Annotated in this window: 30 protein-coding genes; 17 read left to right on the top strand and 13 right to left on the bottom strand. The window is 72.2% G+C overall.

What is annotated here, in order from left to right:
- The first annotated feature begins 35 nt into the window (after positions 1 to 35).
- The 4 genes from eno (at position 36) to AW16_RS0103795 (ending at position 2,819) form a co-directional block, all read left to right on the top strand.
- A complete protein-coding gene (eno, locus tag AW16_RS0103780) occupies positions 36 to 1,319 on the top strand; it encodes a phosphopyruvate hydratase (RefSeq protein WP_029288340.1) in 1,284 nt (427 codons plus the stop codon).
- Between the two features lie 131 nt (positions 1,320 to 1,450).
- Entirely contained in the window at positions 1,451 to 1,735 is a 285-nt protein-coding gene (locus AW16_RS0103785; protein ID WP_029288342.1) for a DUF211 domain-containing protein, read from the top strand.
- Complete coding sequence (locus tag AW16_RS0103790) at positions 1,735 to 2,280, top strand: hypothetical protein (RefSeq protein WP_197021553.1); 546 nt, start codon at positions 1,735 to 1,737, stop codon at positions 2,278 to 2,280. The genes AW16_RS0103785 and AW16_RS0103790 overlap by 1 nt, the downstream gene beginning before the upstream one ends.
- Complete coding sequence (locus AW16_RS0103795; RefSeq protein WP_029288345.1) at positions 2,277 to 2,819, top strand: histidine phosphatase family protein; 543 nt, start codon at positions 2,277 to 2,279, stop codon at positions 2,817 to 2,819. Before AW16_RS0103790 ends, AW16_RS0103795 begins: the two co-directional genes overlap by 4 nt.
- A 140-nt stretch (positions 2,820 to 2,959) precedes the next feature.
- On the opposite strand, the gene AW16_RS0103800 is transcribed toward AW16_RS0103795, so the two are convergent.
- Positions 2,960 to 3,166, bottom strand: coding sequence for a BldC family transcriptional regulator (locus AW16_RS0103800; protein ID WP_029288347.1), 207 nt, complete (start codon positions 3,164 to 3,166; stop codon positions 2,960 to 2,962).
- 245 nt (positions 3,167 to 3,411) lie between these two features.
- On the opposite strand from AW16_RS0103800, the gene AW16_RS0103805 reads away from it, so the two are divergent.
- Positions 3,412 to 3,609, top strand: a complete 198-nt coding sequence (locus tag AW16_RS0103805) for a hypothetical protein (protein ID WP_029288349.1) — start codon at positions 3,412 to 3,414, stop codon at positions 3,607 to 3,609.
- 3 nt (positions 3,610 to 3,612) lie between these two features.
- Here the strand turns inward: AW16_RS0103805 and AW16_RS0103810 are convergent, their stop codons facing one another.
- Complete coding sequence (locus tag AW16_RS0103810; RefSeq protein WP_029288351.1) at positions 3,613 to 4,002, bottom strand: MerR family transcriptional regulator; 390 nt, start codon at positions 4,000 to 4,002, stop codon at positions 3,613 to 3,615.
- A gap of 66 nt (positions 4,003 to 4,068) precedes the next feature.
- Between AW16_RS0103810 and AW16_RS0103815 the strand changes: the two genes are divergently transcribed.
- Positions 4,069 to 5,271 carry an MFS transporter gene (locus AW16_RS0103815; RefSeq protein WP_081861445.1) on the top strand — a complete coding sequence of 401 codons (1,203 nt, stop codon included), beginning with the start codon at positions 4,069 to 4,071 and terminating at the stop codon, positions 5,269 to 5,271.
- Here AW16_RS0103815 and AW16_RS17505 read toward each other — a convergent pair whose 3' ends face one another.
- Positions 5,272 to 5,679 (bottom strand): pentapeptide repeat-containing protein, encoded by a 408-nt coding sequence (locus AW16_RS17505; RefSeq protein WP_051681650.1) that lies wholly within the window; start codon positions 5,677 to 5,679, stop codon positions 5,272 to 5,274. It lies immediately after the preceding gene.
- A 195-nt stretch (positions 5,680 to 5,874) separates the two neighbouring features.
- Here AW16_RS17505 and AW16_RS0103830 point away from each other — a divergent pair, with 195 nt between their 5' ends.
- On the top strand, positions 5,875 to 6,393 hold the full coding sequence (locus tag AW16_RS0103830) for a hypothetical protein (protein ID WP_156044043.1): 519 nt from the start codon (positions 5,875 to 5,877) through the stop codon (positions 6,391 to 6,393).
- Positions 6,390 to 7,016 carry an RES family NAD+ phosphorylase gene (locus AW16_RS0103835; RefSeq protein WP_197021555.1) on the top strand — a complete coding sequence of 209 codons (627 nt, stop codon included), beginning with the start codon at positions 6,390 to 6,392 and terminating at the stop codon, positions 7,014 to 7,016. Before AW16_RS0103830 ends, AW16_RS0103835 begins: the two co-directional genes overlap by 4 nt.
- A 22-nt stretch (positions 7,017 to 7,038) precedes the next feature.
- Here the strand turns inward: AW16_RS0103835 and AW16_RS0103840 are convergent, their stop codons facing one another.
- Both AW16_RS0103840 and AW16_RS0103845 read right to left on the bottom strand, forming a co-directional pair.
- Complete coding sequence (locus AW16_RS0103840; protein ID WP_051681653.1) at positions 7,039 to 8,313, bottom strand: RNA polymerase sigma factor; 1,275 nt, start codon at positions 8,311 to 8,313, stop codon at positions 7,039 to 7,041.
- The gene (locus tag AW16_RS0103845; protein ID WP_029288454.1) at positions 8,310 to 8,696 is read right to left on the bottom strand and encodes a YciI family protein; all 387 of its coding nucleotides are present in this window, start codon (positions 8,694 to 8,696) and stop codon (positions 8,310 to 8,312) included. The genes AW16_RS0103840 and AW16_RS0103845 overlap by 4 nt, the downstream gene beginning before the upstream one ends.
- Positions 8,697 to 8,856: 160 nt before the next feature.
- Here AW16_RS0103845 and AW16_RS0103850 point away from each other — a divergent pair, with 160 nt between their 5' ends.
- Together AW16_RS0103850 and AW16_RS0103855 are read left to right on the top strand one after the other, a co-directional pair.
- Entirely contained in the window at positions 8,857 to 9,480 is a 624-nt protein-coding gene (locus AW16_RS0103850; RefSeq protein ID WP_029288364.1) for an MBL fold metallo-hydrolase, read from the top strand.
- Positions 9,481 to 9,540: 60 nt separating this feature from the next.
- Positions 9,541 to 10,320 (top strand): SDR family NAD(P)-dependent oxidoreductase, encoded by a 780-nt coding sequence (locus AW16_RS0103855; protein WP_029288366.1) that lies wholly within the window; start codon positions 9,541 to 9,543, stop codon positions 10,318 to 10,320.
- 30 nt (positions 10,321 to 10,350) lie between these two features.
- On the opposite strand, the gene AW16_RS0103860 is transcribed toward AW16_RS0103855, so the two are convergent.
- On the bottom strand, positions 10,351 to 11,802 hold the full coding sequence (locus AW16_RS0103860) for a tetracycline resistance MFS efflux pump (RefSeq protein WP_029288367.1): 1,452 nt from the start codon (positions 11,800 to 11,802) through the stop codon (positions 10,351 to 10,353).
- A gap of 82 nt (positions 11,803 to 11,884) precedes the next feature.
- Between AW16_RS0103860 and AW16_RS0103865 the strand changes: the two genes are divergently transcribed.
- Complete coding sequence (locus AW16_RS0103865) at positions 11,885 to 12,634, top strand: TetR/AcrR family transcriptional regulator (protein ID WP_081861446.1); 750 nt, start codon at positions 11,885 to 11,887, stop codon at positions 12,632 to 12,634.
- On the opposite strand, the gene AW16_RS0103870 is transcribed toward AW16_RS0103865, so the two are convergent.
- The 3 genes from AW16_RS0103870 to AW16_RS0103880 all read right to left on the bottom strand — a co-directional run bounded on the left by AW16_RS0103870 (position 12,631) and on the right by AW16_RS0103880 (position 13,955).
- Positions 12,631 to 13,026 (bottom strand): type II toxin-antitoxin system VapC family toxin, encoded by a 396-nt coding sequence (locus tag AW16_RS0103870; protein WP_029288371.1) that lies wholly within the window; start codon positions 13,024 to 13,026, stop codon positions 12,631 to 12,633. The genes AW16_RS0103865 and AW16_RS0103870 overlap by 4 nt on opposite strands.
- Positions 13,023 to 13,295: a type II toxin-antitoxin system VapB family antitoxin gene (locus AW16_RS0103875; RefSeq protein WP_029288373.1), complete on the bottom strand. Its 273-nt coding sequence runs from the start codon at positions 13,293 to 13,295 to the stop codon at positions 13,023 to 13,025. The genes AW16_RS0103870 and AW16_RS0103875 overlap by 4 nt, the downstream gene beginning before the upstream one ends.
- Positions 13,296 to 13,358: 63 nt before the next feature.
- On the bottom strand, positions 13,359 to 13,955 hold the full coding sequence (locus AW16_RS0103880; RefSeq protein WP_029288374.1) for a TetR/AcrR family transcriptional regulator: 597 nt from the start codon (positions 13,953 to 13,955) through the stop codon (positions 13,359 to 13,361).
- Positions 13,956 to 14,049: 94 nt separating this feature from the next.
- On the opposite strand from AW16_RS0103880, the gene AW16_RS0103885 reads away from it, so the two are divergent.
- From AW16_RS0103885 to AW16_RS0103895, 3 genes are read left to right on the top strand one after another with little or no spacing between them, the layout of a single operon-like run.
- On the top strand, positions 14,050 to 15,081 hold the full coding sequence (locus AW16_RS0103885) for an ABC transporter permease (protein WP_231495943.1): 1,032 nt from the start codon (positions 14,050 to 14,052) through the stop codon (positions 15,079 to 15,081).
- On the top strand, positions 15,078 to 15,902 hold the full coding sequence (locus tag AW16_RS0103890) for an ABC transporter ATP-binding protein (protein WP_029288378.1): 825 nt from the start codon (positions 15,078 to 15,080) through the stop codon (positions 15,900 to 15,902). The genes AW16_RS0103885 and AW16_RS0103890 overlap by 4 nt, the downstream gene beginning before the upstream one ends.
- Entirely contained in the window at positions 15,899 to 16,768 is an 870-nt protein-coding gene (locus tag AW16_RS0103895; RefSeq protein WP_029288380.1) for an ABC transporter ATP-binding protein, read from the top strand. The genes AW16_RS0103890 and AW16_RS0103895 overlap by 4 nt, the downstream gene beginning before the upstream one ends.
- Before the next feature lie 10 nt (positions 16,769 to 16,778).
- Here AW16_RS0103895 and AW16_RS0103900 read toward each other — a convergent pair whose 3' ends face one another.
- Both AW16_RS0103900 and AW16_RS0103910 read right to left on the bottom strand, forming a co-directional pair.
- Positions 16,779 to 17,057, bottom strand: a complete 279-nt coding sequence (locus AW16_RS0103900) for a metal-sensitive transcriptional regulator (RefSeq protein WP_029288382.1) — start codon at positions 17,055 to 17,057, stop codon at positions 16,779 to 16,781.
- A 154-nt stretch (positions 17,058 to 17,211) separates the two neighbouring features.
- Positions 17,212 to 18,912 carry an FAD-dependent oxidoreductase gene (locus AW16_RS0103910; protein WP_029288384.1) on the bottom strand — a complete coding sequence of 567 codons (1,701 nt, stop codon included), beginning with the start codon at positions 18,910 to 18,912 and terminating at the stop codon, positions 17,212 to 17,214.
- 345 nt (positions 18,913 to 19,257) lie between these two features.
- Here AW16_RS0103910 and AW16_RS0103915 point away from each other — a divergent pair, with 345 nt between their 5' ends.
- The 3 genes from AW16_RS0103915 to AW16_RS0103925 all read left to right on the top strand — a co-directional run bounded on the left by AW16_RS0103915 (position 19,258) and on the right by AW16_RS0103925 (position 22,146).
- Positions 19,258 to 20,505: a hypothetical protein gene (locus tag AW16_RS0103915; RefSeq protein ID WP_029288386.1), complete on the top strand. Its 1,248-nt coding sequence runs from the start codon at positions 19,258 to 19,260 to the stop codon at positions 20,503 to 20,505.
- 38 nt (positions 20,506 to 20,543) lie between these two features.
- Complete coding sequence (locus AW16_RS0103920) at positions 20,544 to 21,083, top strand: hypothetical protein (protein WP_156044044.1); 540 nt, start codon at positions 20,544 to 20,546, stop codon at positions 21,081 to 21,083.
- 271 nt (positions 21,084 to 21,354) lie between these two features.
- Entirely contained in the window at positions 21,355 to 22,146 is a 792-nt protein-coding gene (locus AW16_RS0103925; RefSeq protein ID WP_029288390.1) for a glycoside hydrolase family 16 protein, read from the top strand.
- A gap of 77 nt (positions 22,147 to 22,223) precedes the next feature.
- On the opposite strand, the gene AW16_RS0103930 is transcribed toward AW16_RS0103925, so the two are convergent.
- Positions 22,224 to 22,847, bottom strand: a complete 624-nt coding sequence (locus tag AW16_RS0103930) for a response regulator transcription factor (RefSeq protein WP_029288391.1) — start codon at positions 22,845 to 22,847, stop codon at positions 22,224 to 22,226.
- Positions 22,844 to 24,049 (bottom strand): sensor histidine kinase, encoded by a 1,206-nt coding sequence (locus AW16_RS0103935; RefSeq protein WP_029288393.1) that lies wholly within the window; start codon positions 24,047 to 24,049, stop codon positions 22,844 to 22,846. Before AW16_RS0103935 ends, AW16_RS0103930 begins: the two co-directional genes overlap by 4 nt.
- Positions 24,050 to 24,158 lie beyond the last annotated feature (109 nt).

A 24,158-nucleotide genomic window follows, 5' to 3' on the forward strand; every position in this document is an offset into this window, starting at 1 on the left:
CGAACCCATTCGCACACCGCACGGAAGGACGCATGATGACCCGCAACGATGTTGCCTTCTCCGACGTCTCCGCTCTGGAGGTCCTGGACTCGCGGGGCAACCCGACACTCCAGGTGACGCTCACGGACCGCGACGGCGTGCGCTACGTCGCCGGCGTGCCCTCGGGGGCGTCGACCGGCACGCGCGAGGCCGTCGAGCTGCGTGACGGCGACGACAAGAGGTTCGGCGGCAAAGGCGTGATGCACGCGGTCGCGAACGTCGACGGCGAGCTCGCCGACCTGCTCCGGTCGCGCACGTGGGCCTCGCTCGCGGACCTCGACGCCGCGATGATCGAGCTGGACGGCACCCCGACGAAGTCGCGTCTCGGCGCCAACGCGCTCGTCGGTGTGTCGATGGCCGCGGCCAGGGCGTTCGCCGGAGGCGACCCGCTGTGGGTGTCGCTGCGACCGGCCGACGTCGAGGCCCGGTTGCCCGTGCCGCACCTCAACGTGCTCAACGGCGGGGTGCACGCCCCCAACGACCTCGACTTCCAAGAGTTCATGATCGCGCCGGTCGGCGCACCGAGCTTCCCGGAGGCGGTCCGTGCGGGAGCGGCGGTCTACGCGGCGCTGCGCTCGCTGCTGCGCACGCGTGGCGACGCCACCGGGCTGGGCGACGAGGGCGGGTTCGCGCCCGACATCGCGCAGCCCGAGGACGTGCTGCGGCTCATCGTGCAGGCGATCGGCGACGCGGGCTACCCCGCGGGCGCCTCGGGTGTCGCGATCGCGCTCGACCCCGCGGCGAGCGAGTTCTACCGCGACGGGAGCTACCACGTGGCGGGCGAGACGCTCAGCAGCGACGACATGATCGCCCGCTACGAGCAGATTGCCGCGGACTTCCCGGTGTGGTCGCTCGAGGACGGGCTGGCCGAGGGCGACTGGGACGGCTGGGAGCGGCTCACGGCGCGCCTCGGGGAGCGTCTGCAGCTCGTCGGCGACGACATCTTCGTCACCAACCCGGCGATCATCACCGAGGCGATCGGGCGCGGCGTCGGCAACTCGTCGCTCATCAAGCTCAACCAGATCGGGACCGTGACGGAGACCCTCGACGCGCAACGGATCAGCCGGGAGGCCGGCTACACGCAGATGGTCTCTCACCGGTCCGGCGAGACCCCGGACCCGTTCATCGCCGACCTCACCGTCGCGACGGGGACCGGCCAGCTCAAGAGCGGGGCACCGGCCCGCGGCGAGCGCGTCGCGAAGTACAACCGGCTGCTCGAGATCGCCGCGACGGCGCCCGAGCTGCCGTACGGACTGACGAGCGAGGCGCGCCTGAGGTGAGGTCGCGGGGTCCGCCGCCGTGGAGCGGCGGACCCCTACACTGACGAACCACGGCGATGGACCCCGCCGGGACGACCGTCCGAACCGCGTCAGCGCTGATGGGCCCTACCTCCGACACGTGGAGGTAGGTCATGCCCGTACGCCGCCTGTCCCTGGACGTCGACAAGGTCGTCGACCGCCCGCACCTGGTCACGCTCGCGCATGCGATCGAGGTGGTTGACGGCGTCGACGCCGTCAACATCACGGTCAACGAGATCGACATCGAGACCGTGGGCACGCAGGTCACGGTCGAGGGCCCGGACATCGACTGCGACGCCCTGTTCCACGCGATCGAGCGCGCGGGCGCCGTCCTGCACAGCATCGACGAGGTCGTGGCCGGCAGCAGGGTGATCGACGTCGTCCCGAGGATGCGTTAGTGGTCGGCACCCCCGGGTGGCGCCTCGTCCCGGTGCTGCCCCTCGTGCTGGGCCTCACGGACGGCATCCTCAACGCCCTGACTCTCGCGTCGGCCGCGATCCTGCGCGACGCCGGCGCCGCGCTCGGGGTCTCGCTCGCGCTCCGCGTCGGGACGGCGGCCCTCGTCACCGCGGGGTTCACCGTCTTCGTCGCGGACTACGCCGAGCGCAGGTCCGTCCTCGTGCGCTCCTCGCGGCAGCTCAACCTGACTCAGCCGGGACGACTCGCCGCGACGAACCTGGGTCGTGCCGTGGTGCGCGAGTCGGCGCTCGCGACGGTCGTCGCGAGCCTGGCGAGCCTCGTCGGGGCGTCGACCCCGCTGCTCGTCGGCGGACTGCTGCCGGTCCCGGCGCTCGTGACGATCGCGGTCACCATCGGGTTCCTCGGTGCGCTCGGGTGGGTGATCGGATCGGTCCTGGCGGCTCGCCGCACGCGCTGGGCGGTGGCAATGCTGCTGGGCGGCGTCGTCGTCACCGTCGTGGGCACAGTGCTGGACATCGCATGAGGACGGCGCGCTCGCGGCACCTGTTCCTGGCGTGCGAGGGCCGCCGGGCCGTGCCCGACGAGCCTGCCGCCGACGACGTGTCGGCCGACCTGGCTCCCGACGCCCCCCTCGACGCGGTCGGCGTCGCGCAGGCGGAGCGGCTCGCGGCCGCCGTCCTGGCGCTCGGCGTGGCCCGCGTGGTGTCGGGCGCCGGCCGGGGGGAGTGGCAGACCGCGCACGTGGCGGCGCTGGCGGCGGCGGTCCCGCACGTCGTCGACAGCCGCCTCGCGGGGACGCGTCCCCTCGCGGTGCTCGAGGACGCGGTGCTCGCGACGACGACTGGCGCCCCGCTCGTCGTCACGCGGGGCGACGTGGTCCGCGGGCTCGTCGCGGCGATCGAGCCGGGCAGGTGCGTCGAGGCGGGTGCGGGCAGCTGGTGCTGGCTGACGCTCAGGTCCGGGCGCTGGGCCGTCGTCGTGACCGACCAGCGTCCCGCTGTGCCCTCCGTGCCTCCTGTGCCGCCCGGTCACGTCGCCGGAGCCGCGAGGTCGGTCCGCTGAGGCTCACGGCGAGACGGTGGTCGCCTCGCGCGGCAGGACCTCGTGCGGGGAGCGAACCAGGAAGTCGCGGATCGTGCCCCGGCTGCGGGTCCAGCACGGCAGGCGGGACTCGAGCCCGACGAGCTCGGCGGCGAGCAGTCCTAGTCGCGTTGCGACTGGGTCGGGACATCCCGCAGCGCTTCGACCTCGGCCAGGTGGTAGCGGCGATGGCCGCCGAGCGTCCGTATCGTCGAGAGACGGCCGGCGCGGGCCCAGCGCGTGACCGTCTTCGGGTCGACCCCGAACAGGTCGGCGACCTGGGCGGGCGTCAGGAGGACGTCACGGTCGTCGGATTCATCGGTTGCCATGTCGTCGCTCCCCCGTCGTCGTCGACCACCTCGCTCTCGACGCTAGCTCTGACGCTCGCTACGCGCGCGTTCGCTTCCCCTGACCATGGGCCGATCGGGCGAATTCGCCCGATCGGCCCATAGCGACAGTGGTCGGCGCACCCCGCGATCCTTCGTCCCGGACCCGCCGGTGCACCCATCACACGTTCGGGCGAACCCGAGGATCGCGGGCTGCGAGTCCGGCGGTCGAGGCGGACCGTGATCTGATGGGCGAGGAAGACTGGATCGACATCGACAACCAGGACATCCGCGCCGCCCGCGAGGCATGGTTCGCCGCCAAGCGCCAGGACCCGACCTCTGCGCGGACGGCGCAGCTGGAGGACGACTTCCGCCGACTGCTGCGCGCACATGTGCAGCAGGTCGAAGAGCGCTCGCACGAGGCGCCGGGCAGCGACGATCCCTGATGCTCAGGAAGGGAGCGGACTGTCCTCGCGCAGCAGGACCTCGTGCTGGGTGCGGACCAGGAAGTCGCGGATGGTGTCCCTGCTGCGGGTCAGGCACGCCAGGCGGGACTCGAGCCCGACGAGCTCGGCGGCGAGCTGTTCGGCGACCGCGACAGGGCACGTCTCCTCGTCGCGCGCCGCGGCGTCCTCGGCGTCCATGAGCACGCGCACGAGCCTCGTCGGGACGCCCGCCTGCACCAGGCTCGCGATGCGCGTGACGCGCTCGACGTGGTCCTCGGTGTAGCTGCGGTATCCGTTCTCGGACCGTGCGGGGGCGAGCAGGCCCTGCTGCTCGTAGTAGCGGACCAGGCGCGGAGCGACCTGGGTCCGCCGGGCGAGCTCACCGATCTGCATCGTCGTGGATCCTCTCGCCGCTACCGCTTGACATTGACACCAATGTCAAACTTTAGCGTCGCTCTCATGGACGTCCACCCCGTCGAGACCGCTTCGACGACGACCGTGCCGACGACGACCCGCGACCGGCTCCCCTGGCCCAGCCTGCTGGCCCTCGGCGCCGCGACGTTCGCCATGGTCACGGCCGAGATGCTGCCCACCGCCGTGCTGCGCCCCATGGCCGACGACCTGGGCGTCGCCGACTCGCGCGCGGGCATGCTCGTGTCGCTGTGGGCCGGTGTCGTCGTGCTCACCGGGTTCCCGCTGGTCGCGCTGACACGACGGTTCGACCGGCGTCGCGTCGTGGTCGTCGGGCTGCTGGTGCTCGCCGCGTCGTCGGTGCTGACGGCCTCGTCGTCCGGCTTCGACGCCGTGGTCGCCGCGCGGCTGCTCGGTGCCGCCTCGGTCGGGCTGCTGTGGGCGACGGTCAACGCGCTCGTGGCCGACCTCGTCCCGGACCGCTCGCTCGGGGCGGCGGTGTCGGTGGTGCTGGGCGGTGCGACGCTCGGCATGGTGATCGGCACGCCCGTGGCGCGCATGGTCACGGACGTGACGGGGTGGCGCGTGGCGTTCGTCGGGCTCGGCGTCGCGACCGTCGTCGTCGCGGCGCTCGTCCGGCTCGTCGTCCGGTCCTCCGTGGCGACGGCCGACGAGCCGGACGCAGACACCGCCGTCGTGCCGACCCCGGTGCGGCCCATGCTGCTGGTCGCAGCGTTCACCGCGCTCGTGCTCGTCGGCCACTACGGCGCCTACACGTACGTCACCGTGCTGGTCCGCGCTGACGGGGTGCCCGGCGGTGCCGGCACCGTGCTCCTGGGGTTCGGACTCGCGTCCGCGGTGGGGATCGCGCTCGCGGGCCGGGTGCGCGAGCGGACGGCGCTCGCGCTCGTCGTCGTCTCCCTCGGCACGGCCGCCTCGCTCGCGGCGCTCGCGGCGGCGTCGCGCAGCACGGTGACCGGCGTCGTCGTGGTGCTCGTGTGGGGCGTGTTCTCCGGCGCTCTCCCGGCTCTCGCGCAGACCGAGATCATGCGCCGTGCGGGTGTCGCGCACCGGTCCGCGGCGGGGGCGCTCGTGCCCGTCCTGTTCAACGGCGGGATCGCGGTGGGCGCCGCGGGCGCGTCGGTGGTCGCCGCGGGCGCGGGGGTCGGGGCCGTGCCGCTGCCGGCGGCGGCCGTGGTCTTCGCGGCGGCGCTCGGGCTCGCGGCGGTCCGACGAGCGGGCGCCCGCTAGCTAGAGCTCGACGTGCTCGAGGATCGCTCCGTGCAGACCGTTCCGGTCCAGCCGGGCGCCCGTGAGTGTCGTCGGCCTGGCGTCCTGACCCGCGCCGCCGGTCCCGAACGTGGCCCCGTGCAGGTCGGCCCCCCGCAGGTCTGCTCCGGACAGGTCGCACCCGTGGAACCGTGCACCTCGCAGCGAGGCGCCGCGCAGGTCTGCGCCCGAGAGGTCGCAGCGGCCGAACCCGACGCCGTCGAGCGTCGCGTGCCGTAGGTCGGCTCCGGCGAAGCTGCAGTACTTGACGAACAGCTGACCGCGCGCGGCCACGGTGTCGAGCCGCGCGCCGGAGAAGTCGACCCTGACCAGCTTCGCGCGGCCACCGACGATCAACGACCGCAGCCGCGCGTTCTCGGCATCGTTCATGCACCGACCTTGCCCGCGCGTCGTCCGGATGTCACTCGAGATCCTGGGCGACGGCACGGGCGAGCCGATCGAGCGCGCCGGCCGCGAGCCGGTTCAGGCCCTCCTGCATGGCGGCCTCGCCTTGACCAACCTTGACGGCCATGCCTAACCTGGACCTTGACATGCCTTGACGGCAGGGTTTGGGAGATGATCGGCGTGACGAGCGTTGCGGAGTTCAAGGTCGCCCTGATGGAGTCGCTCGAGGCCGGCGTCGACGAGCTCGTCGCGACGGACGCTCCAGCTCTCCACGAGGACCCTGCGGTGCTGGCGCGTCGGATGCTCGCCGCGGTTCCGCGGGCACATCTCTACGACCAGCTCGTCGGCCCGTTCTTCGACCTCGAGGGAGTGCGGCGCCTCCTGGGTGGTACGTCGCGTCAGGCTGTCCACGACCGCGTCAAGCGCGGCACGCTCCTGCAGGTGCGCACCAGCGACGACGTGCTGCTCTACCCGGCTTTCCAGTTCGACGGCACCGATGTCTCGCCCCGGATCCGGCAGGTGCTCATCCACCTTCGTGACGCCGGCGTCGACGGCTGGACGATCGCGACCTGGTTCAGCGTGCCCGCGGCCGACCTCGATGGTGACAGCCCCCGCACGCGCCTCGTCGATGCTGGTGCCCCGATCGAGCCCGTCGAGCAGCTTGCGATCGCGGCCGCGCGCCGATGGGCGGCCGCGTGAGCGAGGCCTCACGCGCGAGACCCGCGCAGGGCCCGGCGGACAGGGACCTGAGCGGCTTTCCACGCAAGAACCTGCCCGCCGGCAGGCGCTGGTACCGACAGCACGGCCCTGCCGGGCCGTGGTTCTTCGACTCGAGCACTCAGGGTCGGTTCAACCTCGACTCCCCACGGGGAACCCTGTACCTCGCGAGCACGCCCGAGGGCGCCGCACGGGAGCGGATCGGCTTCGACCTCGCCGCGACTGGTTGGGTCCCGGCCGGGCTCGTGCGTGATCGAGTGATGTCGGTTCTCGACCTGTCGGTCACGTGCACCGTGGCGTACCTGACCGCAGGGAGCGCTCTCGAGTGGGGCGTGGTCTCCAACGAGCTCGCGACGACGGACGACTACGCGCTCACCCGGTCGTGGGCGTGCGCGTTCGACGCCGCGGGATTCGACGGCCTGTGGGGACGGCTGCGTTTCTCCGCAGGACGCGGACGAGCCCTCGCACTCTTCGGTGACGAGGGCACGCGGCCCTGGCCGGTGGATCCTCACCCCCGGACGCTGCGCGATGTCGTCGAGCTCGACATGCTGATGCACGTCGTCGATGCGCCGTCGTCCACGTCGCTGACCATCCTGTCCGACTGACGTCGGCGGCGCGGTTGTCCGCCTACCCCGCGCCCAGCTGCCCGCGACGGCGTGCGAGGTATGCCGTCTCCGCACTGTTGCCCGCCAGGTCGATCGCGCGCGAGTACGCCCCGCGCGCCTCGCGGCTGCGCCCGAGCCGGCGCAGCAGCTCCGCACGCGTGGCGTGGAACGCGTGGTAGCCGTCGAGCGGGAGGCGGTCGACGAGCGCGAGCGCGACCTCCGGCCCGTCGACCTCGGCGACCGCGACCGCGCGGTTGAGCGCCACGATCGGCGTCGGGTCGGTGCGCACGAGCCGGTCGTACAGCGCGACGACCTGCGACCAGTCGGTGTCGCGCGCCTCGCGGGCGTCGGTGTGCACGGCGTTGATCGCCGCGAGGAGCTGGTAGCGCCCCGGCGGCGGCCCGCCCGCGGCGACGGCGGCCAACGTCGAGCGGGCCAGCGCGTGCCCCTCGTCGACCAGCGCGCGGTCCCACGCCGAGCGGTCCTGCTCCTCGAGCGTGACGAGCTCGCCGCTGGTCGACACCCGCGCCGCCGCACGCGCCTCGGTGAGCAGCATCAGCGCGAGCAGCCCGGTGGTCTCGCCGTGGTCGGGCAGCAGCTCGCGCACCAGGCGTGCCAGCCGGATCGCCTCGGCCGTGAGGTCACCGCGCAGCGGGTCCGTACCGGGGCCGGTCGCGAGGTAGCCCTCGTTGAACACCAGGAACAGCACCGCGAGGACGCCGTCCACGCGCGCCGGGAGGTCCTCGCGCGCGGGGACCCGGTACGGGATGTGCGCGGCCCTGATCTTGGCCTTCGCACGCGTGATCCGCTGGCCCATCGCGGGCTCCTGCACCAGGAACGCGCGCGCGATCTCGGGGACCGTGAGCCCGCCGACCATGCGCAGCGTGAGCGCGACCCGCGCGTCCGAGGAGAGCGCCGGGTGGCAGCACGTGAACAGCAGCCGCAGCCGGTCGTCCTCGATCGCGCCGCGCGGCGTGGGCGGGTCGTCGTCGAACAACAGCCGCGCCTCCTCGTGCTTGTCGTCGCGGCGGGCCTCGCGGCGGATGCGGTCGATCGCCTTGCGGGAGGCGGTAGTGGTGAGCCACGCGCCCGGGCTGGCGGGCACGCCGTCCTTCGGCCAGCGCTCGACGGCCGTCGCGAACGCCTCGGCCGTCGCGTCCTCCGCAGTGCCGAGGTCCCCGAACCTCCGCGTGAGGGTCGCGACGACCCGGGCCCACTCGTCGCGGTGGGCCCGGGAGATCGCGTCGTCGACCCGAGAGCCGACCCGAGAGCCGACCCGGGAGCCAGGCGCCGTCACGAGTCCAGCAGCGCCTGGAACGACTCCGCGGTCTCGAACGGCCGCACTTCGACCTTGCCGCGGCACGCCTTCGAGCCCTCGGCCGCGAGCCTCAGCGCGACGTCGAGGTCGGGAACCTCGACGATCCAGAAGCCGCCCAGGTGCTCCTTGGCCTCGAGGTAGGGGCCGTCGGTGAGCACGGGCTGCTCGCCATGGCCGTCGACGACGGTCGCGGTCGACACCTCGGCGAGCCCGTCGGCGAACACGAAGTACCCGTCGGCGACGAGCTGGTCGTTGAACGCGCCCGTGTCGGCGAACGACTCGAGCATCGCCTCCTTCGTCGGGTACGCGCCGTAGGGCGTGCGCTCGGCGGGTCCGTACACGGAGAGCAGGTACTTCGGCATGATGTGCTCCTTCGTCGTGGGCCGGCCCGGTGGCCGCCTCTCATCCTGACGACGAACGGCCGCGCCGGGATCCGACACCTTTGTGCCAGAGATCTTCTGCGGCGTCGACCGCACCCGTACCGTGTCGAGGCGACGCCGCCCGACGGACCGGAGGACCGCGATGACGCCCGAGACCACCATCACCCCCGTGAACGTCGCGGACCTGCTCGTCGGCGAGGACGAGGTGCTGCCCGTGCACGTGCACGTCATCGACCACCCCGAGGGGCGCGTGCTCGTCGACACCGGGCTCACGAGCCTGCACCCCGCCGTCGCGGACATGGACCCGCGCCTCGTCCCGGGAGCGCTCGACGCGATCGCGCGCGACGGGGTCCTCGCGGTGGTCTGCACGCACCTGCACTTCGACCACTGCGGCGGCAACCACCTGTTCGCGGGCATCCCGGTGTACGTCCAGCGCCAGGAGCTCGAGGACGCGCGCACGCTCGAGGACTACACGATCCCCGAGTGGGTCGACGCGCCCGGGGTCGAGTACGTGCCGGTCGACGGGGAGCGCGAGCTGCTGCCCGGTGTCCGGCTGCTGCCCGCACCGGGTCACACGCGCGGCTCGCAGGTGGTCGTCGTCGACACCCCCGCGGGCCGGGAGGTGGTCGTCGGCGACACCGCCGTGTGGGGCGGCCAGCTCGACGAGCCGGAGACCGAGGGCCAGCGGCTCGTGCGGTCGCTCGAGCCGTCGCGCGCGTGGATGTCCCACGCCGACGACCCGTGGGAGCCCGGCCGCTCTGCCTGACCTCCGGCCGGGCTGCGGCCACGGCGGCCCGCGGTTAGCGTCGGCCCGGGAGGTGGCGCCATGGCAGCAGAGGTGAAGGTCGCGCTCGTGACGGGCGTGGGGTCGGGCATCGGGCGGGCGACCGCGCTGCGGCTCGCGGCCGACGGCCTGCACGTCGTCGCGCTCGGGCACCGCCAGGGCAGTGCCGACGACGCGGCCGACGAGATCCGCGCCGCGGGGGGCTCGGCGCTGCCGCTCGCGGCCGACGTCGGCGACGCGGACGCGATGCGCGAGGTCGTGCAGCGCATCGACGACGAGCTCGGCCGCCTCGACGTCGTCGTCGCGAACGCGGGCATCAACGGCGTGTGGGCGCCGCTGGAGCAGATCGACCCCGAGGAGTGGCGGACGACGATCGCCACCAACCTCACCGGCACGTTCCTGACCGTGCGCTTCGCGGTGCCGCTGCTCGTGCGTCGGGGCGGCGCGATCGTCGTCGTCTCGTCGATCAACGGCACGCGCACGTTCTCCAACTCCGGCGCGTCCGCCTACGCGACGAGCAAGGCCGGGCAGCTGGCGTTCGCGCGCATGGTCGCCGTCGAGCTCGCACCCCGGCGGATCAGGGTCAACGTCGTGTGCCCGGGCGCGATCGACACCGAGATCAGCGACAACACCGAGGCCCGCGACACCGAGGGCCTCGGTGTGCGGGCCCAGTACCCGGACGGCCCGATCCCGCTCACGGGGAGCGAGCCGGGCACGCCCGAGCAGGTGGCCGACGCGATCGCGTTCCTCGCGTCCGATTCCGCGAGCCACGTGACCGGTGCCGAGCTGTTCGTCGACGGGGGCCAGTCGCTCGTGGTGTGAGTCGCTCGCCGGACTCAGTTCTCGCCGGACTCAGTGCTCGTCGACCGACCGCGAGCTGCTGAGCGACAGCGCGCCCGCCCCGGCGACGATCCCGACCAGCACGGCCAGCGTCACGTAGACGATCCGCTCGCCGTGGAAGAAGGACTGCACGAGGTCGGCGCCCCACGTCCCGTCGGGCAGGACGGTGGTGACGAGCACCGCGATGAGCGTGCCGACGATCGCGGTGCCGACGCTCGTGCCGACCTCCTGCGCGGTGTCGTTGAGCGCCGCGCCCAGCGAGGTGCGGTTCTCGGGCATCGCGTCGACGAGCGCGACGGCGCAGATCGTCATGACGGTGCGCAGGCCGAACGTGAACGTGACCATGAAGAACGCGATCGCCAGGTAGCCGTGCTCGACGCCCCACGCCATGCCGACGAGCGAGCCGGCGAGGAACACCGCGCCGACGAGGCACGCGATCCGGTGGCCGAAGCGCTTGGCCAGGCCCTCGGAGAGCGGCGTCGCGGCGATCATCGTGACGATGAGCGGCAGGTTGGCGAGGCCGGCGCGCACCGGGCTCCAGCCGTACGCGTACTGGAAGTGCAGGATCAGGCCGAACATCACGCCGGCCATGGCGATCGAGGTGCCGACCTGGGCGATGCTCGCGCCGCGGACGATGCCGCTGCGGAAGATCGTGAGGTCGAGCATCGGCTGCTCGGTGCGGCGCTCGTGGACCACGAAGGCAACCAGCGCGAGCACGGCACCGAGGGCCGAGGCGAAGGTCCACACCGAGGTCCAGCCGTGCTCGACGCCGCTCGTCGCGGTGTAGCAGGCGAGGCCGATCGTGGCGATACTGAGCGCCGAGCCGGGCAGGTCGAGGCGGTCCTTGGTCAGGCCGGCGGGGTCGTCGGCCGCGACGCCCTTGCGCACGCCGATCCACGCGATCAGGGCGATGGGCGCGTTCACCAGCAGCAGCCACTGCCAGCTGACGTGGGCGAGCGCGGTGCCGCCGAGCAGCGGGCCGAGGATGAACCCGCTCATGCCGACGACGATCATCACGGTCATCGCGCGCATCCGGAGCTCGGCCGCGTCGAACAGGCGGAAGACGAGCGAGTTGGTGATGGGCGCCATCATCGCGGCGGCGACGCCGAGCGCGGCGCGCAGGGCGATGAGCTCGCCCGCGGTGCTGACGAACGCGACGAAGATGCTGATCGTGCCGAACGCGGCGAGACCGACGAGCAGCACGCGCCGCCGTCCGATGCGGTCCGCGGCGGAACCCGCCGTGAGCAGCAGACCGCCGAACGTGAGCGAGTACGCGCCGGTGACCCACTGGAGCGCGGTGGTGCCGGCGCCGAGGTCGCGGCCGATCGTCGGCAGGGCGATGGTGAGCAGGGTGTTGTCCACCATCTCGACGAAGAACGCGAGGCAGAGGGCGAACATGGGGATCCACGCGGCGCGCAGCGACGTATAGGTCCGCTGCGAGGCTGGAGCGGTGAGGGTGGTCATGGCGTGGTCCTTTGGCTGGAACGTTGTTCGGTGATCGAACGCTGTTCTATACGCTAGAACGATGTTCGATAGGGTGCAACCCATGCGCAGGGACGAGATCGTGACTGGTGCGTCACAGGGCGGCGCTGCCGCTCGTCGTGGCGGTGGACGCGGGACCACGGGACGGCGGCGCGCGTCGCACTCGCTCGAGGCCGTGATCTCGGAGGCCGTCGCGATCCTCGACGAGTCCGGCGAGCCGGGCCTCACGTTCCGGGCCCTCGCGGCACGGCTCGGCACCGGCGTCGGAAGCATCTACTGGTACGTGTCCAGCAAGGACGAGCTCCTGGAACGGGCCGCGGACAGCGTGCTCGCCGGGGTGCTGGCCCAGACCGCGCACGTCGGGACGGACCCGGACCCGATCGCCGACGTCCGGGCGATCGCGATCGCGTTCTACGAGGCCACGGTCAACCGCCCCTGGCTCGGCGCCTACTTCCTGCAGGACTCGGGGACCCAGATCAACGGCCTCACGCTGTACGACCGGATGGGCCGCCAGGTCATGCGGCTCGACCTCACCCGCCGGCAGCAGTTCGACGCCGTCTCGGCCGTCATGGCGTTCGTCGTCGGCGTCGCTGCCGACCGCGGCCAGGACCCGCCGCAGGAGGTGCGCGACGGCCGCGTCAGTGCCGACGAGTTCGTCGCCGACTTCCGCGCCCAGATCCGCGAGCTGGGCGAGCAGGACTTCCCGTTCCTGTTCAACATCGCCGACGAGTTCGCGGCGCACGACGACGCCGAGCAGTTCCGCGCGGGCCTCGACCTGCTCCTGGCGGGCATCCGCCAGCAGGCGGCGGGCTAGGCGACCGCGGCTCGCAGGTCCGTGTGGCGGAAGTCGTCGCCGACGAACAGCAGAGGCTCGTCCCGGACGGCCGCGAGCGCGTACGCGAAGCAGTCCCCCAGGTTCAGACGGGCGGGGTGCCCGCTCCCGCGGCCGAACTCCCGGTACGCCTCGGCGGCGACCCGCGCGTGCTCCGGCGTCAGCGCGACGACCTCGATGCCGAGGCGTTCGAGCAGGGTCTCGACCCTCCGGTGCTGCTGGGGTGCGCCCTTCTGCCACACCACCGCGGACAGCTCGACGAAGGTCGCGGCCGACATGCGAGGGGCCGGGTCGGCGAGCACCGCGCGGGCCAACGCGTCCCACCCGGGCTCGCCCAGCAGGATCGCGACGACCGCCGACGTGTCGACGATCATCGCGGGAGGCCGAGATCGTCGTAGAGGTCGGCCTCGGCACGGAGCATCCGTGCGCGGTCGTCGGGCGCGAGGTCGACCCGGAACTCGACCAGGAGCTCCTCGACCTCGGACCACCGTGCGTCCGCGCGTCCCGTACGCCCGCCGGCCTCCACCTCGGCGAGGCGGCGGGCGACCGCGTCCTCGACGGCCGCCGTCTGCGACTGCCCGGTGAGCGCCGCGAGCCGACGCACCAAGGAGTGCGTCCGCTCGTTCTTGATGTTGAGCGACATGCGCGGATTCTACCCGGGTAGACATGAGGTCTACCGGAGGTGCCATCCGCCGGCGGGCTGGTGCTAGGGGCCGTCGGCGGGCCGCTCGAAGAGCACCTGGACCGACGGCGCGACCCGTTCGACGAGCTCGTCGAACGTCAGGGCGCACAGCGTCGGGATGCGGGTGATGTGCCGCCCGCAGGCGATCCCGAGGAGCTGGCCGATCGCGAGCGCGAACGTATCGTCCGCGCGTGCGGCCGCCGGCGTCGTGCTCCTGAGGTGGGCCTGCACCGCGGCGATGAGCGGTCGGACGCGCGCCATGGCGGCCTCGTTCGTCAGGGCCGAGCGCGCGAGGATCACCATCTGGCTGCGGGTGTCGTCGCTCTCCCACAGGCTCAGGTAGGCGCGGGTGAGCCGTTCGCCGACGTCCGACACGTCTCCGTCGAGCGAGGACAGGACGAGATGCTCGCCGCCGTCGGGGAACTGGAGCGTCTCGAGGAGCAGCTCCTCCTTCGTGCCGAAGTAGTGGTGCACGAGCGCAGGGTCGACCGACGCAGCGGCGGCGATGCCGCGGATCGTCGAGCCGTCGAAGCCCTGCGCGGCGAAGGTCGCGCGGGCGGCCTCGACGATCTCCTGCCTGGTCGGCTGCCCTCCGGGGCGCCTTCCCGACCTGGTGCTCATCGGCGGAGGGTACCGCCGGAGCGGGCCGGGATCGCTATTCAACATCCGTTGACTTCCTGGCGGGCGGGCTCCTAGCGTGACGCGGGTGAGGGCGATGATCGTCAAGGAGTTCCGCGAGCTGGTCCGCGACCGCCGCACCGTCGGGCTGCTCGTCGCGCTCCCGCTGATCCTGCTGGTGGTGTTCGGGTACGCCGCCAACTTCTACGTCGACCACGCCGAGGCGGCCGTCGTCGGGCCGGACGCCGCGAAGGTCGCCGGGCAGCTCCCGGACTTCTTCGACGTGACCACCACCGACGCGTCGGCCACGGAGCAGGACGCGCGCGACATGCTGCGCGACGACGAGGTCGACGTGGTCTTCGTGACCAGCGAGGCGGGCGTGAAGGCGCTGGTCGACGGCTCGAACCTGTTCGCCGCGCAGTCCATCGTCGCCGGGCTGAACTCGATGGGCGACAAGGTCACCACCGAGGTCCTCTACAACCCGGACCTGACGACGTCCTGGGTGATGATCCCCGCGATCATCGGACTCATCCTCACGTTCATCGGCACGATCGTGACCAGCATCGGCCTGGTCCGCGAACGCGAGAGCGGCACCATCGAGCAGCTCGCGGTGATGCCCATCAAGCCGAGCACGGTGATCCTCGGGAAGATCACGCCCTACTTCATCCTCGCGGCGATCGACATGGTCATCGTCACGGTGCTCGGGATGCTGCTGTTCGACGTCCCGTTCAACGGCAACGTGCTCACGTTCGCGCTCGGCGCGGCGATCTTCCTGTTCGTCGTGCTCGGCATCGGGGTGTTCATCTCGACGATCTCGCAGACCGCCGGGCAGGCGATCCAGACGGCCTTCTTCATCCTGATGCCGCAGATCCTGCTCTCGGGCATGATCTTCCCGCTCGAGGCCATGGCCGCCGGAGTGCGCTGGATCGGCTACCTGCTGCCGCTGACCTACTTCACGATGATCTCCCAGGGCGTGATGCTCCGGGGTGCGCCGATCGCCTCGCTGTGGCTGCCGTTCGTCGTGCTCACCGTCATGGCCGTCGTCGTGTTCACCGCGGCGACCCTGCGCTTCCGGCGTGACCTGGCGCCGGAGCGCAAGCCGTCGAAGCGTGCCGGCGGTGCCGCGTGACGTACGGGGTGGCGTCCCTGAGCGTGTCGTTCGGCGCGACGCAGGCGCTGCACGACGTCACGGTCGAGGTCTCCGCCGGGACGGTGGTCGCGGTCGTCGGCGGCGACGGCGCGGGAAAGACGACCCTGCTGCGGGCCCTGGTGCGGGAGGTGGTTCCCGACGAGGGCACGGTGACCGCACCGCAGAAGTCGCAGCTAGGGTTCCTGCCCGCCTCGTCGGGGAGCTGGGCCGCGCTCACGGTCGCGCAGAACATCGACTTCGTCGGAGGCGTGTACGGGCTCACGGGCGAGCGCCTGGCCACGCGCCGGACGGAGCTCACGGACGCGGCCGGCCTCACGTTCGCCTCGGACCGGCTCGCGTCGCAGCTCTCGGGCGGCATGCGGCGCAAGCTCGGGTTCTGCATGGCGATCGTGCACACCCCGGACCTCGTCGTGCTCGACGAGCCGAGCACCGGCGTCGACCCCGTCAGCCGCATCGACCTGTGGCGGCTGGTCTCGGAGACCGCGGCGGCCGGCGCGGCCGTGATCATGTCGACCACCTACCTCGACGAGGCCGAGCGCGCGGGGCACCTGGTGGTACTCGACGGCGGGGAGGTGTTGGTGCAGGGCTCGTACGACGAGGTCCGCGCCGGCTTCCCGGGGACGGTGACACGGGCGCCCGAGGCCGTCCGCCCGCAGTGGTCGTGGCGTCGCGGCCGCGAGCGGCACGAGTACTGGCCGGACGGGGACGCACCCGCGGGACGCGAGGTCGTCGCCCCCGACCTGGAGGACATCGTGATCGCGTCGTCCCTGGTCCGACGAGCGACGGCGGTGGCGCGATGAGCGTCGCGCTGCGCGCGGTCGACGTGACGCGCCGCTTCGGGCACTTCACCGCGGTCGACTCGGTGACGATGGAGGTGCAACCGGGCGAGGTCGTCGGCCTGCTCGGGGCGAACGGAGCCGGGAAGACGACGCTCATGCGGATGCTCCTGGGCCTCCTGCCGACGAGTGCCGGTGACGTCGAGATGCTCGGCGGCCCGCCCAACAGGGACCGCCGTCGGCGTGTCGGGTACGTGCCGCAGAACCTCGGCCTCTACCGCGACATGACCCTGGCCGAGAACCTGGCGTTCGTCTGCGACACGTACGGGACCCCGGTGCCCGCGCTGCCTGACGGGCTCGAGCCCTACGCGCGCACCCTGGTGGCCGAGATGCCGCTCGGCGCCCAGCGGCAGGCCGCGTTCGTCGCCGCTCTCTCTCACGGCCCGGAGCTCGTCCTGCTCGACGAGCCCACGTCCGGGGTGGACGCGCTCGCGCGCGCCGCGCTGTGGGACACGATCCGCGGTCAGTCCGACGAGGGCGTCGGCGTGCTCGTCACCACGCACTACATGCAGGAGGCGCAGCAGTGCGACCGCCTGCTGCTCATGTCCCGCGGCCGGCTCGTCGCGCAGGGGAGCGAGGCCGACATCATCGGCGACACCCGTGCGCTCGCGGTCCGGACCGACGACTGGGCCGCGACGTTCGCCGCCCTCAACGCCGCCGACGCGCCGGTGATCCTCGACGGTCGCTCGGTCCGGGTCGCCGATCTCGCGCAGTCCGACGTGGAGGGCATCCTGCGCGGGGCCGGTCTGCACGCGACGGTCGAGGCGGTCCCGGCGACGATCGAGGAGCGGATGCTCGTGCTGGCCCGCGCGGACGCGCGCGCGGACTGACGTCCGGTCGTCACGCCAGGGACAGGAAGAGCTTCTCCAGCTTCTGCACGTCCAGCGCCGTGGCCTCGTCGTCAGCCGCACCCTCCGGCCGGACCAGGCACTGGCGCATCCCGGTGGCGATGATCGCGAACCCCGCGCGGTCCAGCGCGCGCGAGACCGCGGACAGCTGCGTGACCAGCTCCTCGCAGTCGCGCCCCTCGTCGAGCATGCGGATCACGCCCGCGAGCTGGCCCTGCGCACGCTTGAGCCGGTTGGCGATCTTGGCGACCTCGTCGCGGTCGAGCTCCATCAGAGCTCTCCTCTCAGCGGCAGGTGCAGCGCTCGTCGGTGGGGACGTCGGCCATCACGTCGTCGACGTGCATGCCGCAGCCCTCCCAGCCGATCTTGCGACAGGTGGCGCAGCGGACGGGGTAGCACATGGTGGCCTCCTTTGGGCTTCGCGGTCAGGCCGCGAGGTGAGGGTGGACGGCGGTCAGCGTGAGCCAGCCGCCGGACAGGTTCCGGGCGTCCAGGCCCGCGGCGAGCAGCACGCGGGTGGCCAGGTAGGAGCGCACGCCGCTCGCGCAGTGCACGCTCACCGGGCGGCCGGAGGCGGCGTCGCGGACCTCGTCGAGACGTCCGCGCAGCTCGGTGTGCGGGATGTTGAGTGCACCCTTGAGGTGGCCGGCCGCGAACTCGGCCGCGCTGCGGACGTCGAGCACGAGGGTGTCGGTCAGGACGTCGTCGAGCTCGTCGGCCTGCCACTGTGGCATGGTGCCGTCGAGCACGTTCTGCGCGACGAACCCCAGCATGTTGACTGGGTCCTTCGCCGAGCCGAACGGCGGCGCGTAGGCGAGCTCGAGCTCGGCCAGGTCGTCGGCCGTCATGCCGGCGCGCAGGGCGGTGGCGAGCACGTCGATGCGCTTGTCGACGCCGTCGGGGCCGACGCCCTGCGCGCCGAGCAGTCGCCCGTCTGGGGCGAAGCTCGCGACGAGGTGCACCTGCTCCGCACCCGGGAAGTATCCCGCGTGGTGCCCGCCGTGCAGGCGGACGACGACGTGCTCGGTGCCCGCTCGGCGCAGCGTCTCCTGGCTCGCGCCGGTGACGGCGGCGGTGAGGCCGAAGACGCGCACGATCGCGGTGCCCAGCACGGTCGCCTGCGGCGTGGTGCGGCGGCCCAGCATGGAGTCGGCGGCGCGCCGGCCCTGGCGGTTGGCCGGGCCCGCGAGCGGGACCGGGCCGACGTCGCCCGTGACGGCGTGACGCACCTCGACGGCGTCGCCGACCGCCCAGACGTGCGGGTCGGACGTACGCTGGTCCGCGTCGACGACGATCGCACCGCGCGCGCCGAGCTCGAAGCCGGCGTCGCGAGCGAGGTTGCTCGCGGGGCGGACGCCGATGTTCATCACGACGTCGTCGGCGGGCAGCGCCGTGCCGTCGGACAGGTGCACGACGACGCCGTCGTCGTGACCCGAGATCGACACGACCGCGACACCCAGGTGCAGCCGCGCGCCGTTCGCTCGCAGCTCGTCGGCCAGCCGGACCGCCAGCTCCGCGTCGAGCGGGGGCAGCACCTGCTCCGCGAGCTCGACGAGGTCCACCTGCAGTCCGCGCGCGACGAGTGCCTCGGCCGCCTCGAGCCCGATGAACCCGCCGCCGACGACGACCGCGCGGCGCTGCTCGTCGACCTGCTCTTCGTGCCCCTCGAGGCGTGCGAGCAGCGCGTCGAGGTCCGGGATGGTGCGCAGGCTGTGCACGGCCGGGTGGTCGATGCCGTCGATCTGCGGGCGCACCGCGACCGCACCGGGCGCGAGGAGCAGCGCGTCGTAGGGGAGCGCGTACTCGTCGTCGGCCGTCGCGACCGTCACCGTGCGCGCCGCGCGGTCCACCGCGGTGACGCGGTGACCCGTGCGGACGTCGAGGTCCAGCGCCGCGCGCAGGGTCGCGGGGGTGTGCAGGAGGAGGGCGTCGCGGCTCTCGATCTCTCCGGACAGGTGGTACGGCAGGCCGCAGTTGGCGAACGACACGTAGTCGGACTTCTCGAGTACGACGATCGACGCGTGCTCGTCGATCCGCCGTGCCCGGGCCGCCGCGCTCATGCCGCCCGCGACGCCGCCGACGACGACGATCCGACGGGGCGCGGTGTGGTGCGAGGTGGTGTCCATGGCATCACGATACCCCGGGGGGTATCTGACGACGAATGCGGCGGCGTTAGCGAGAGCCGGGCATCTCCCCCGCGACCCGTAACGACCTGTGGCGGCTCGTGTCGCAGACCGCCGCGGTGGGCGCGACGCGAGGCCCTTTGTGCAGCGCCACGACCCCTCCGCGGTCAATGTGATGGGCGTCACTCCATCTCGACCGTTTCCGCGCAGCAAATCGACACAAAGCAGACGCCGAGCTTGGTTCACTGTTCACAGTCGCGCACGCTGCGCGGCTGTGAGCAGGGGGTGCGTGGAATGTTGTCTGTCGTGAAAATGCTGCCGAAGGTCGCTGTCGTGTCAGGTGTCGCAATGGCCGCCAGCATGCTCATCGGGGCGGCCATGCCTGTCGCGCCAGATCCCCGCCCGCCGGCCGCGGATCAGGTCGAGGCGCTCGCGAAGCTCGTAGACGTCGAGCCGTCGTCCGACCTGGATGGCCCGGTGCTTGCGGCAGGAGAAGTGGACGGCGCCGACGCCGGGGTGCCCGTGATCGCCACAGCGTGGCCTGACCAGAAGACGCTCGATTCGCAACGACCCGGCGACGAGGTCGAGCTCGTCACGATCGCCGCAACCCTGACTGACTCGGATGGTAGCTTCAAGCTCGTCGCCGACCCCGGAGCCGTCGCCGAACTGACCGGCGGAAACGAGCGTACGGTCAACTTCGACGTCACCGCTGCGAACGCTGGCGACGACGTCGCGGTCGTTTCGACCTCAGCCGTGCTGTCTCCGGAGATCGTCGCCGACAAGTCGATCGACGATGCGCTGGCGGGCGACGTCACGATCGAGGCCGACGAGCCGCTCACCGTCGATGACGTCGCCAGTGCGCGCGTTCGCAGCGGCAGTGCGACGGCTTCGGGTCATGTGGAGTTCTCCACGACCGACGTGAAGTCGACGGATGGCCCTGCGAAGGTGGCGATGAGTGCTGCCACCGTGACGGCTGGGTACAAGTGCGGCACCGTACTTCTCGAGCGGCTGGACAAGCGCCCGACAATCATCGGATCCACCTATTCAACTTCGTCGGCGGTGACGTCGCAATTCATCTATGAGTCGGGCGCCGAGTCGTCGTTCGGGGTCGGGGCGAGCAAGAGCGGCGCCTTTGGTTCTTGGGAAGCCAGCGGCACCAACAAGATCACGAACGGGGACATCGACGAGTTCGACCAGCACAAGGGGCAGCACGGAATCATCTACAAGAAATTCCAGAATTACGGCAAGTACCGGAACGTGCTCTGCGACGGCGACACCGGGCAGTTCGTGTCGTACTCGGTCAGGCCTATCGGCTCGCCCTACGGATCCTATGAGGCGGGATCGCCTGTACCCGCGACGTCCTCCAAGAACTGCGTCCAGTACAAGTCCAAGCACACTTTCAGTACAGGGAAGGCTCAGAACTGGACCACGGGCGTCACGCTCGAACCGCTCATTGGCTTCAACGCGTCGGCGCAGTCGGGCTACACGACGAAGGCCGAGATCGTCATGAGCCGCGCGGCCGGCACCTACTTCACCGTATGCGGGACGGGAAACGTCCCGCAGCAGAGCAACTCCGGACGACTGGTCGCGAAGTAGTGAACAGGGTCCCGTGGCCTCGAAAGGCGCTCGCGGGCGTGCTCCTCGCCGGCATCGTCGTCGGATCCGCAGCGTGCAGCGGATCCGACGAGCTGCCGTCCGGTTCGCTCAGCATCGGCTCGGGCGCCGAGGAGTGGAACTGCCCGGATCCCGGGGTGCGCACCACGCAGGCCCTGGGCGCGATGTGGGTGACCAATACGGGCACGGCGCCGATCAAGATCCGCAAGGTCGAGCTGGTCGCGCCCCATGACGTGCAGGTCGACCCGGCGTTCCTCGTTCCTGAGGGTGGGCTGTGGTACACCGTCAGCGGCGACGTCCCGCCGCCGGCACGGGGTGACAAGTCGGCAGCGGACGCCTGGTCGCGCAGGGTCACGCCGGACGAGGCGGTCATCCGCCCCGGACAGCTTTGGGAGATCGTCGTGCCGATGCGCACGCTGAGCGACGACGCGAGCTTCGAGGCGACACGCATCGAGTACGACGAGGACGGCACGCGCAGGGTCGGCCGGGACGCGACCGCCATGGCCATCGACGGCAAGGGCCCGGGATGTGGTGACGGCGGTCAGGTGAACGGCAGGTAGCTCGTGGACCGTGCCGCGCGCGTTGGGGCCGCCCGTCTCGACGAGCACCCGATCGCGGCGATCGACCACACCGGTTGACGAGCGCGTCAGCATCGGCAAACATGGAATTGGAAGCGCTTCCAAAACCTGGACCCGCTCCGTGCACCGCGACTCGACGACGCCTCGCGGTGCGACCCGGGTGATCCCCTCGACCGGTCGTCGACGTCGGCGCCGGCTCTCCTCGGCCTGCCTGCAGGCCCTTCGCACCATCCGTACCGATGGAGGTACACACATGCGATCAACGACGACGCATCACCACCGCCACGCGCACCTGCGCCGCTGGGGACTGGCCGCCGCGCTCGTGGCTGGCATCGCCGCCGGCCCCGTGCTCGCACCGCCCGCCGAGGCCGCGATCGGCGGCAGCTTCACCGACAACCTCGACGGCTTCGACACCGCCCGCTGGTACAAGCCTGACGGGTACAGCAACGGCGGGATGTTCAACGCCGGCTGGCGCGCGGACCACGTGTGGCACAGCGGCGGTGTCATGGGCATCAACCTCGACACCACGAGCTGCCCCGGCGGCTGCTCCGGCAAGCCGTACGCGTCCGGCGAGTACCGGTCGACCGACCTCTACTCCTACGGCCGCTACGAGGTCCGGATGAAGGCCGCGTCCGGCGGCTCCGGCACGGTGAGCTCGTTCTTCACGTACACCGGCCCGAGCGACGGCCAGCCCTGGGACGAGATCGACGTCGAGATCCTCGGCAAGAACACCCGTCAGGTGCAGCTCAACTACTTCACCAACGGTGTGGGCGGCCACGAGACCCTGATCGACCTGGGCTTCGACGCCGCTGCCGGGTATCACAACTACGCGATCGAGTGGTGGAACGGGGGCACCATCAACTGGTTCGTGGACGGCAACCTCGTCCACCAGGAGAACGGCTCGCGCGGGGCACTGCCCACGCATCCGCAGCGGATCATGATGAACCTGTGGCCCGGAACCGGCGTGGACGGCTGGCTCGGGCCTTTCAGCTACTCCGGCCAGCGCACGGCGACGTACGACTGGGTGAAGTACACGAAGTACTGAGGCATCTCCGTCGGCCGGGCGGTCCGGGCCCCTGCCATGGACCGTCCGGCCGGGCAAGACCACGATGCGCCGGTCGCTCAGACGGGCAGCACCCCACGGTCGCGTGCCACCGCCACCGCCCGGGTGCGCGAGGTGACACCGAGCTTGTCGTACAGGTGCGCCAGGTGCGTCTTCACGGTCGCGCGAGAGACGAACAGCTCGCGCGCGATCTCGTCGTTCGACCGACCGGCCGCCACCAGCCGCAGCACGTCGAGCTCGCGCGAGGTCAGCGCGAGCTGCGGGGTGCGGACCCGCCCGAGCAGCCGTTCCTGGACGGCGGGGCCGAGCGTCACCTGCCCGGCCGCTGCGGCCCTGACCGCGCGCACGAGCTCGTCGGTCGGTGCGTCCTTGAGGAGGTAGCCGGTCGCGCCCGCCTCTACGGCCGCCAGGATGTCCGCGTCCGAGCCGTACGTCGTCACGACGAGCACCGCGGGTCCGCCGCGTTCGGCGAGCAGCCGTGTGGCCTGGGCGCCGCTCATGCGGCCGGGCCCGAAGCGCAGGTCGAGGAGGACCACGTCGGCCCGATGGGCTCCTGTCCACGCGAGCATGTCCTCGGCCGTGGACGCCTCGGCGACCACACGGATGTCCTCGTGGCTCTCGAGGACCGACCGCAGGCCGGCGCGGACCACGGGGTGGTCGTCGGCCAGCGCGACGTCGATCACGTGCCCTCCTCGTCGTCGGGCCGTGGCACGGGCAGCGCTACCGCGACGGCCGTCCCCAGTCCGGTCGCGGTCTCGAGGGACAGGGTGCCGCCCAGCTCGCGCACGCGCGACCGTATCGCCGCGAGCCCGAAGCCGCCGCCGGACGCAGGTCCGGCCGGGTCGAAGCCGCGACCGTCGTCGACGACGTCCAGCAGCACGCGGTCGTCGAGGTAGGTCAGCGTGACGTCCGCACGACGGGCGTCGGCGTGCTGACGCACGTTGGCCAGCGCCGACTGCGCGATGCGCAGGAGCGTGGTCTCGACTGGCGCCGCGAGCGGCCGCGCCGTGCCCTCGACGCGCGCGACGACATGCAGCCCCTGCCCGTCTACGCGGTCGGCGACGCGCCGCAGGGCGTCCGGTAGGGCGGCAACGGCCAGGTCCGCCGGTGCGAGGGCGCGCACGAAGCGCCGCGCTTCCGCGAGGTTGTCGAGAGCAGTAGCACGCGCTCGGTCGACGAGGGCGCCCGCGCGCTCGTCGTCGCTGCCGAGCGCCGCCCGGGCGGAGCGCAGCAGGAGCTCGACCGCCGAGAACCCCTGCGCGAGCGTGTCGTGCACCTCGCGGGCCAGCCGCTCGCGTTCGGCGGCGACGGCTCGGTCACGCTCGGCCTCGGCCAGGTGCTCGCGCGCCGCGGTGAGCTCGTCGAGCGCACGTTGGCGCGCCTGCGACTCGCGGACGAGCGCCTCGAGGGCGAGCACCACACCGACCGCGACGGCGGCGCCGACCACTGGCCCCAGGACGTAGCCGAGTGCGGGGTCGCCGGGCGCTCGCCACGACGATCCGCTCACCACGGCGCCCGCGGTGGTGAGCGCCACCGCGACGATGCCGAGCCGAGGTCCGAGGACGTGCATCTGGAGCAGGACGAGCGGGAACGCGAGCCACAGGCCGGCCGGGGACGTGACGAGCAGGACGCACCAGAGCGCCAGGTCGACAAGCATCCAGGCGATCGCCTCGGGGCGCTTCCCGCGGGGGACGTCGACGGACACGTCGTGGACCCGCACGCGGCGTCGGCCCCAGACGTGCACGGCGACCAGCGCACCTCCGGCTGCCGCCGCCGCCCACCGCGACCCGTTCGGTGCGCGCAGGACGGCGACGAGCACGAGCGCGACGAGCAGGGCATCCAGCCCTCGCAGCAGGGCGCGCGTCGCGTCGACCAGTCGTCCCACGCCCGCCACGCTAGCCGCCGCCGAACGCCGCGCATCGGCCGAAAGGACGAGTCCGGCCTCGTCCGTCCGTCGGCGAAGGCAGGGCCGACCTCACGAGCCGCGAGGGGCG

The sequence above is a fragment of the Cellulomonas sp. HZM genome (assembly GCF_000708885.1).
Taxonomy (GTDB): domain Bacteria; phylum Actinomycetota; class Actinomycetes; order Actinomycetales; family Cellulomonadaceae; genus Cellulomonas.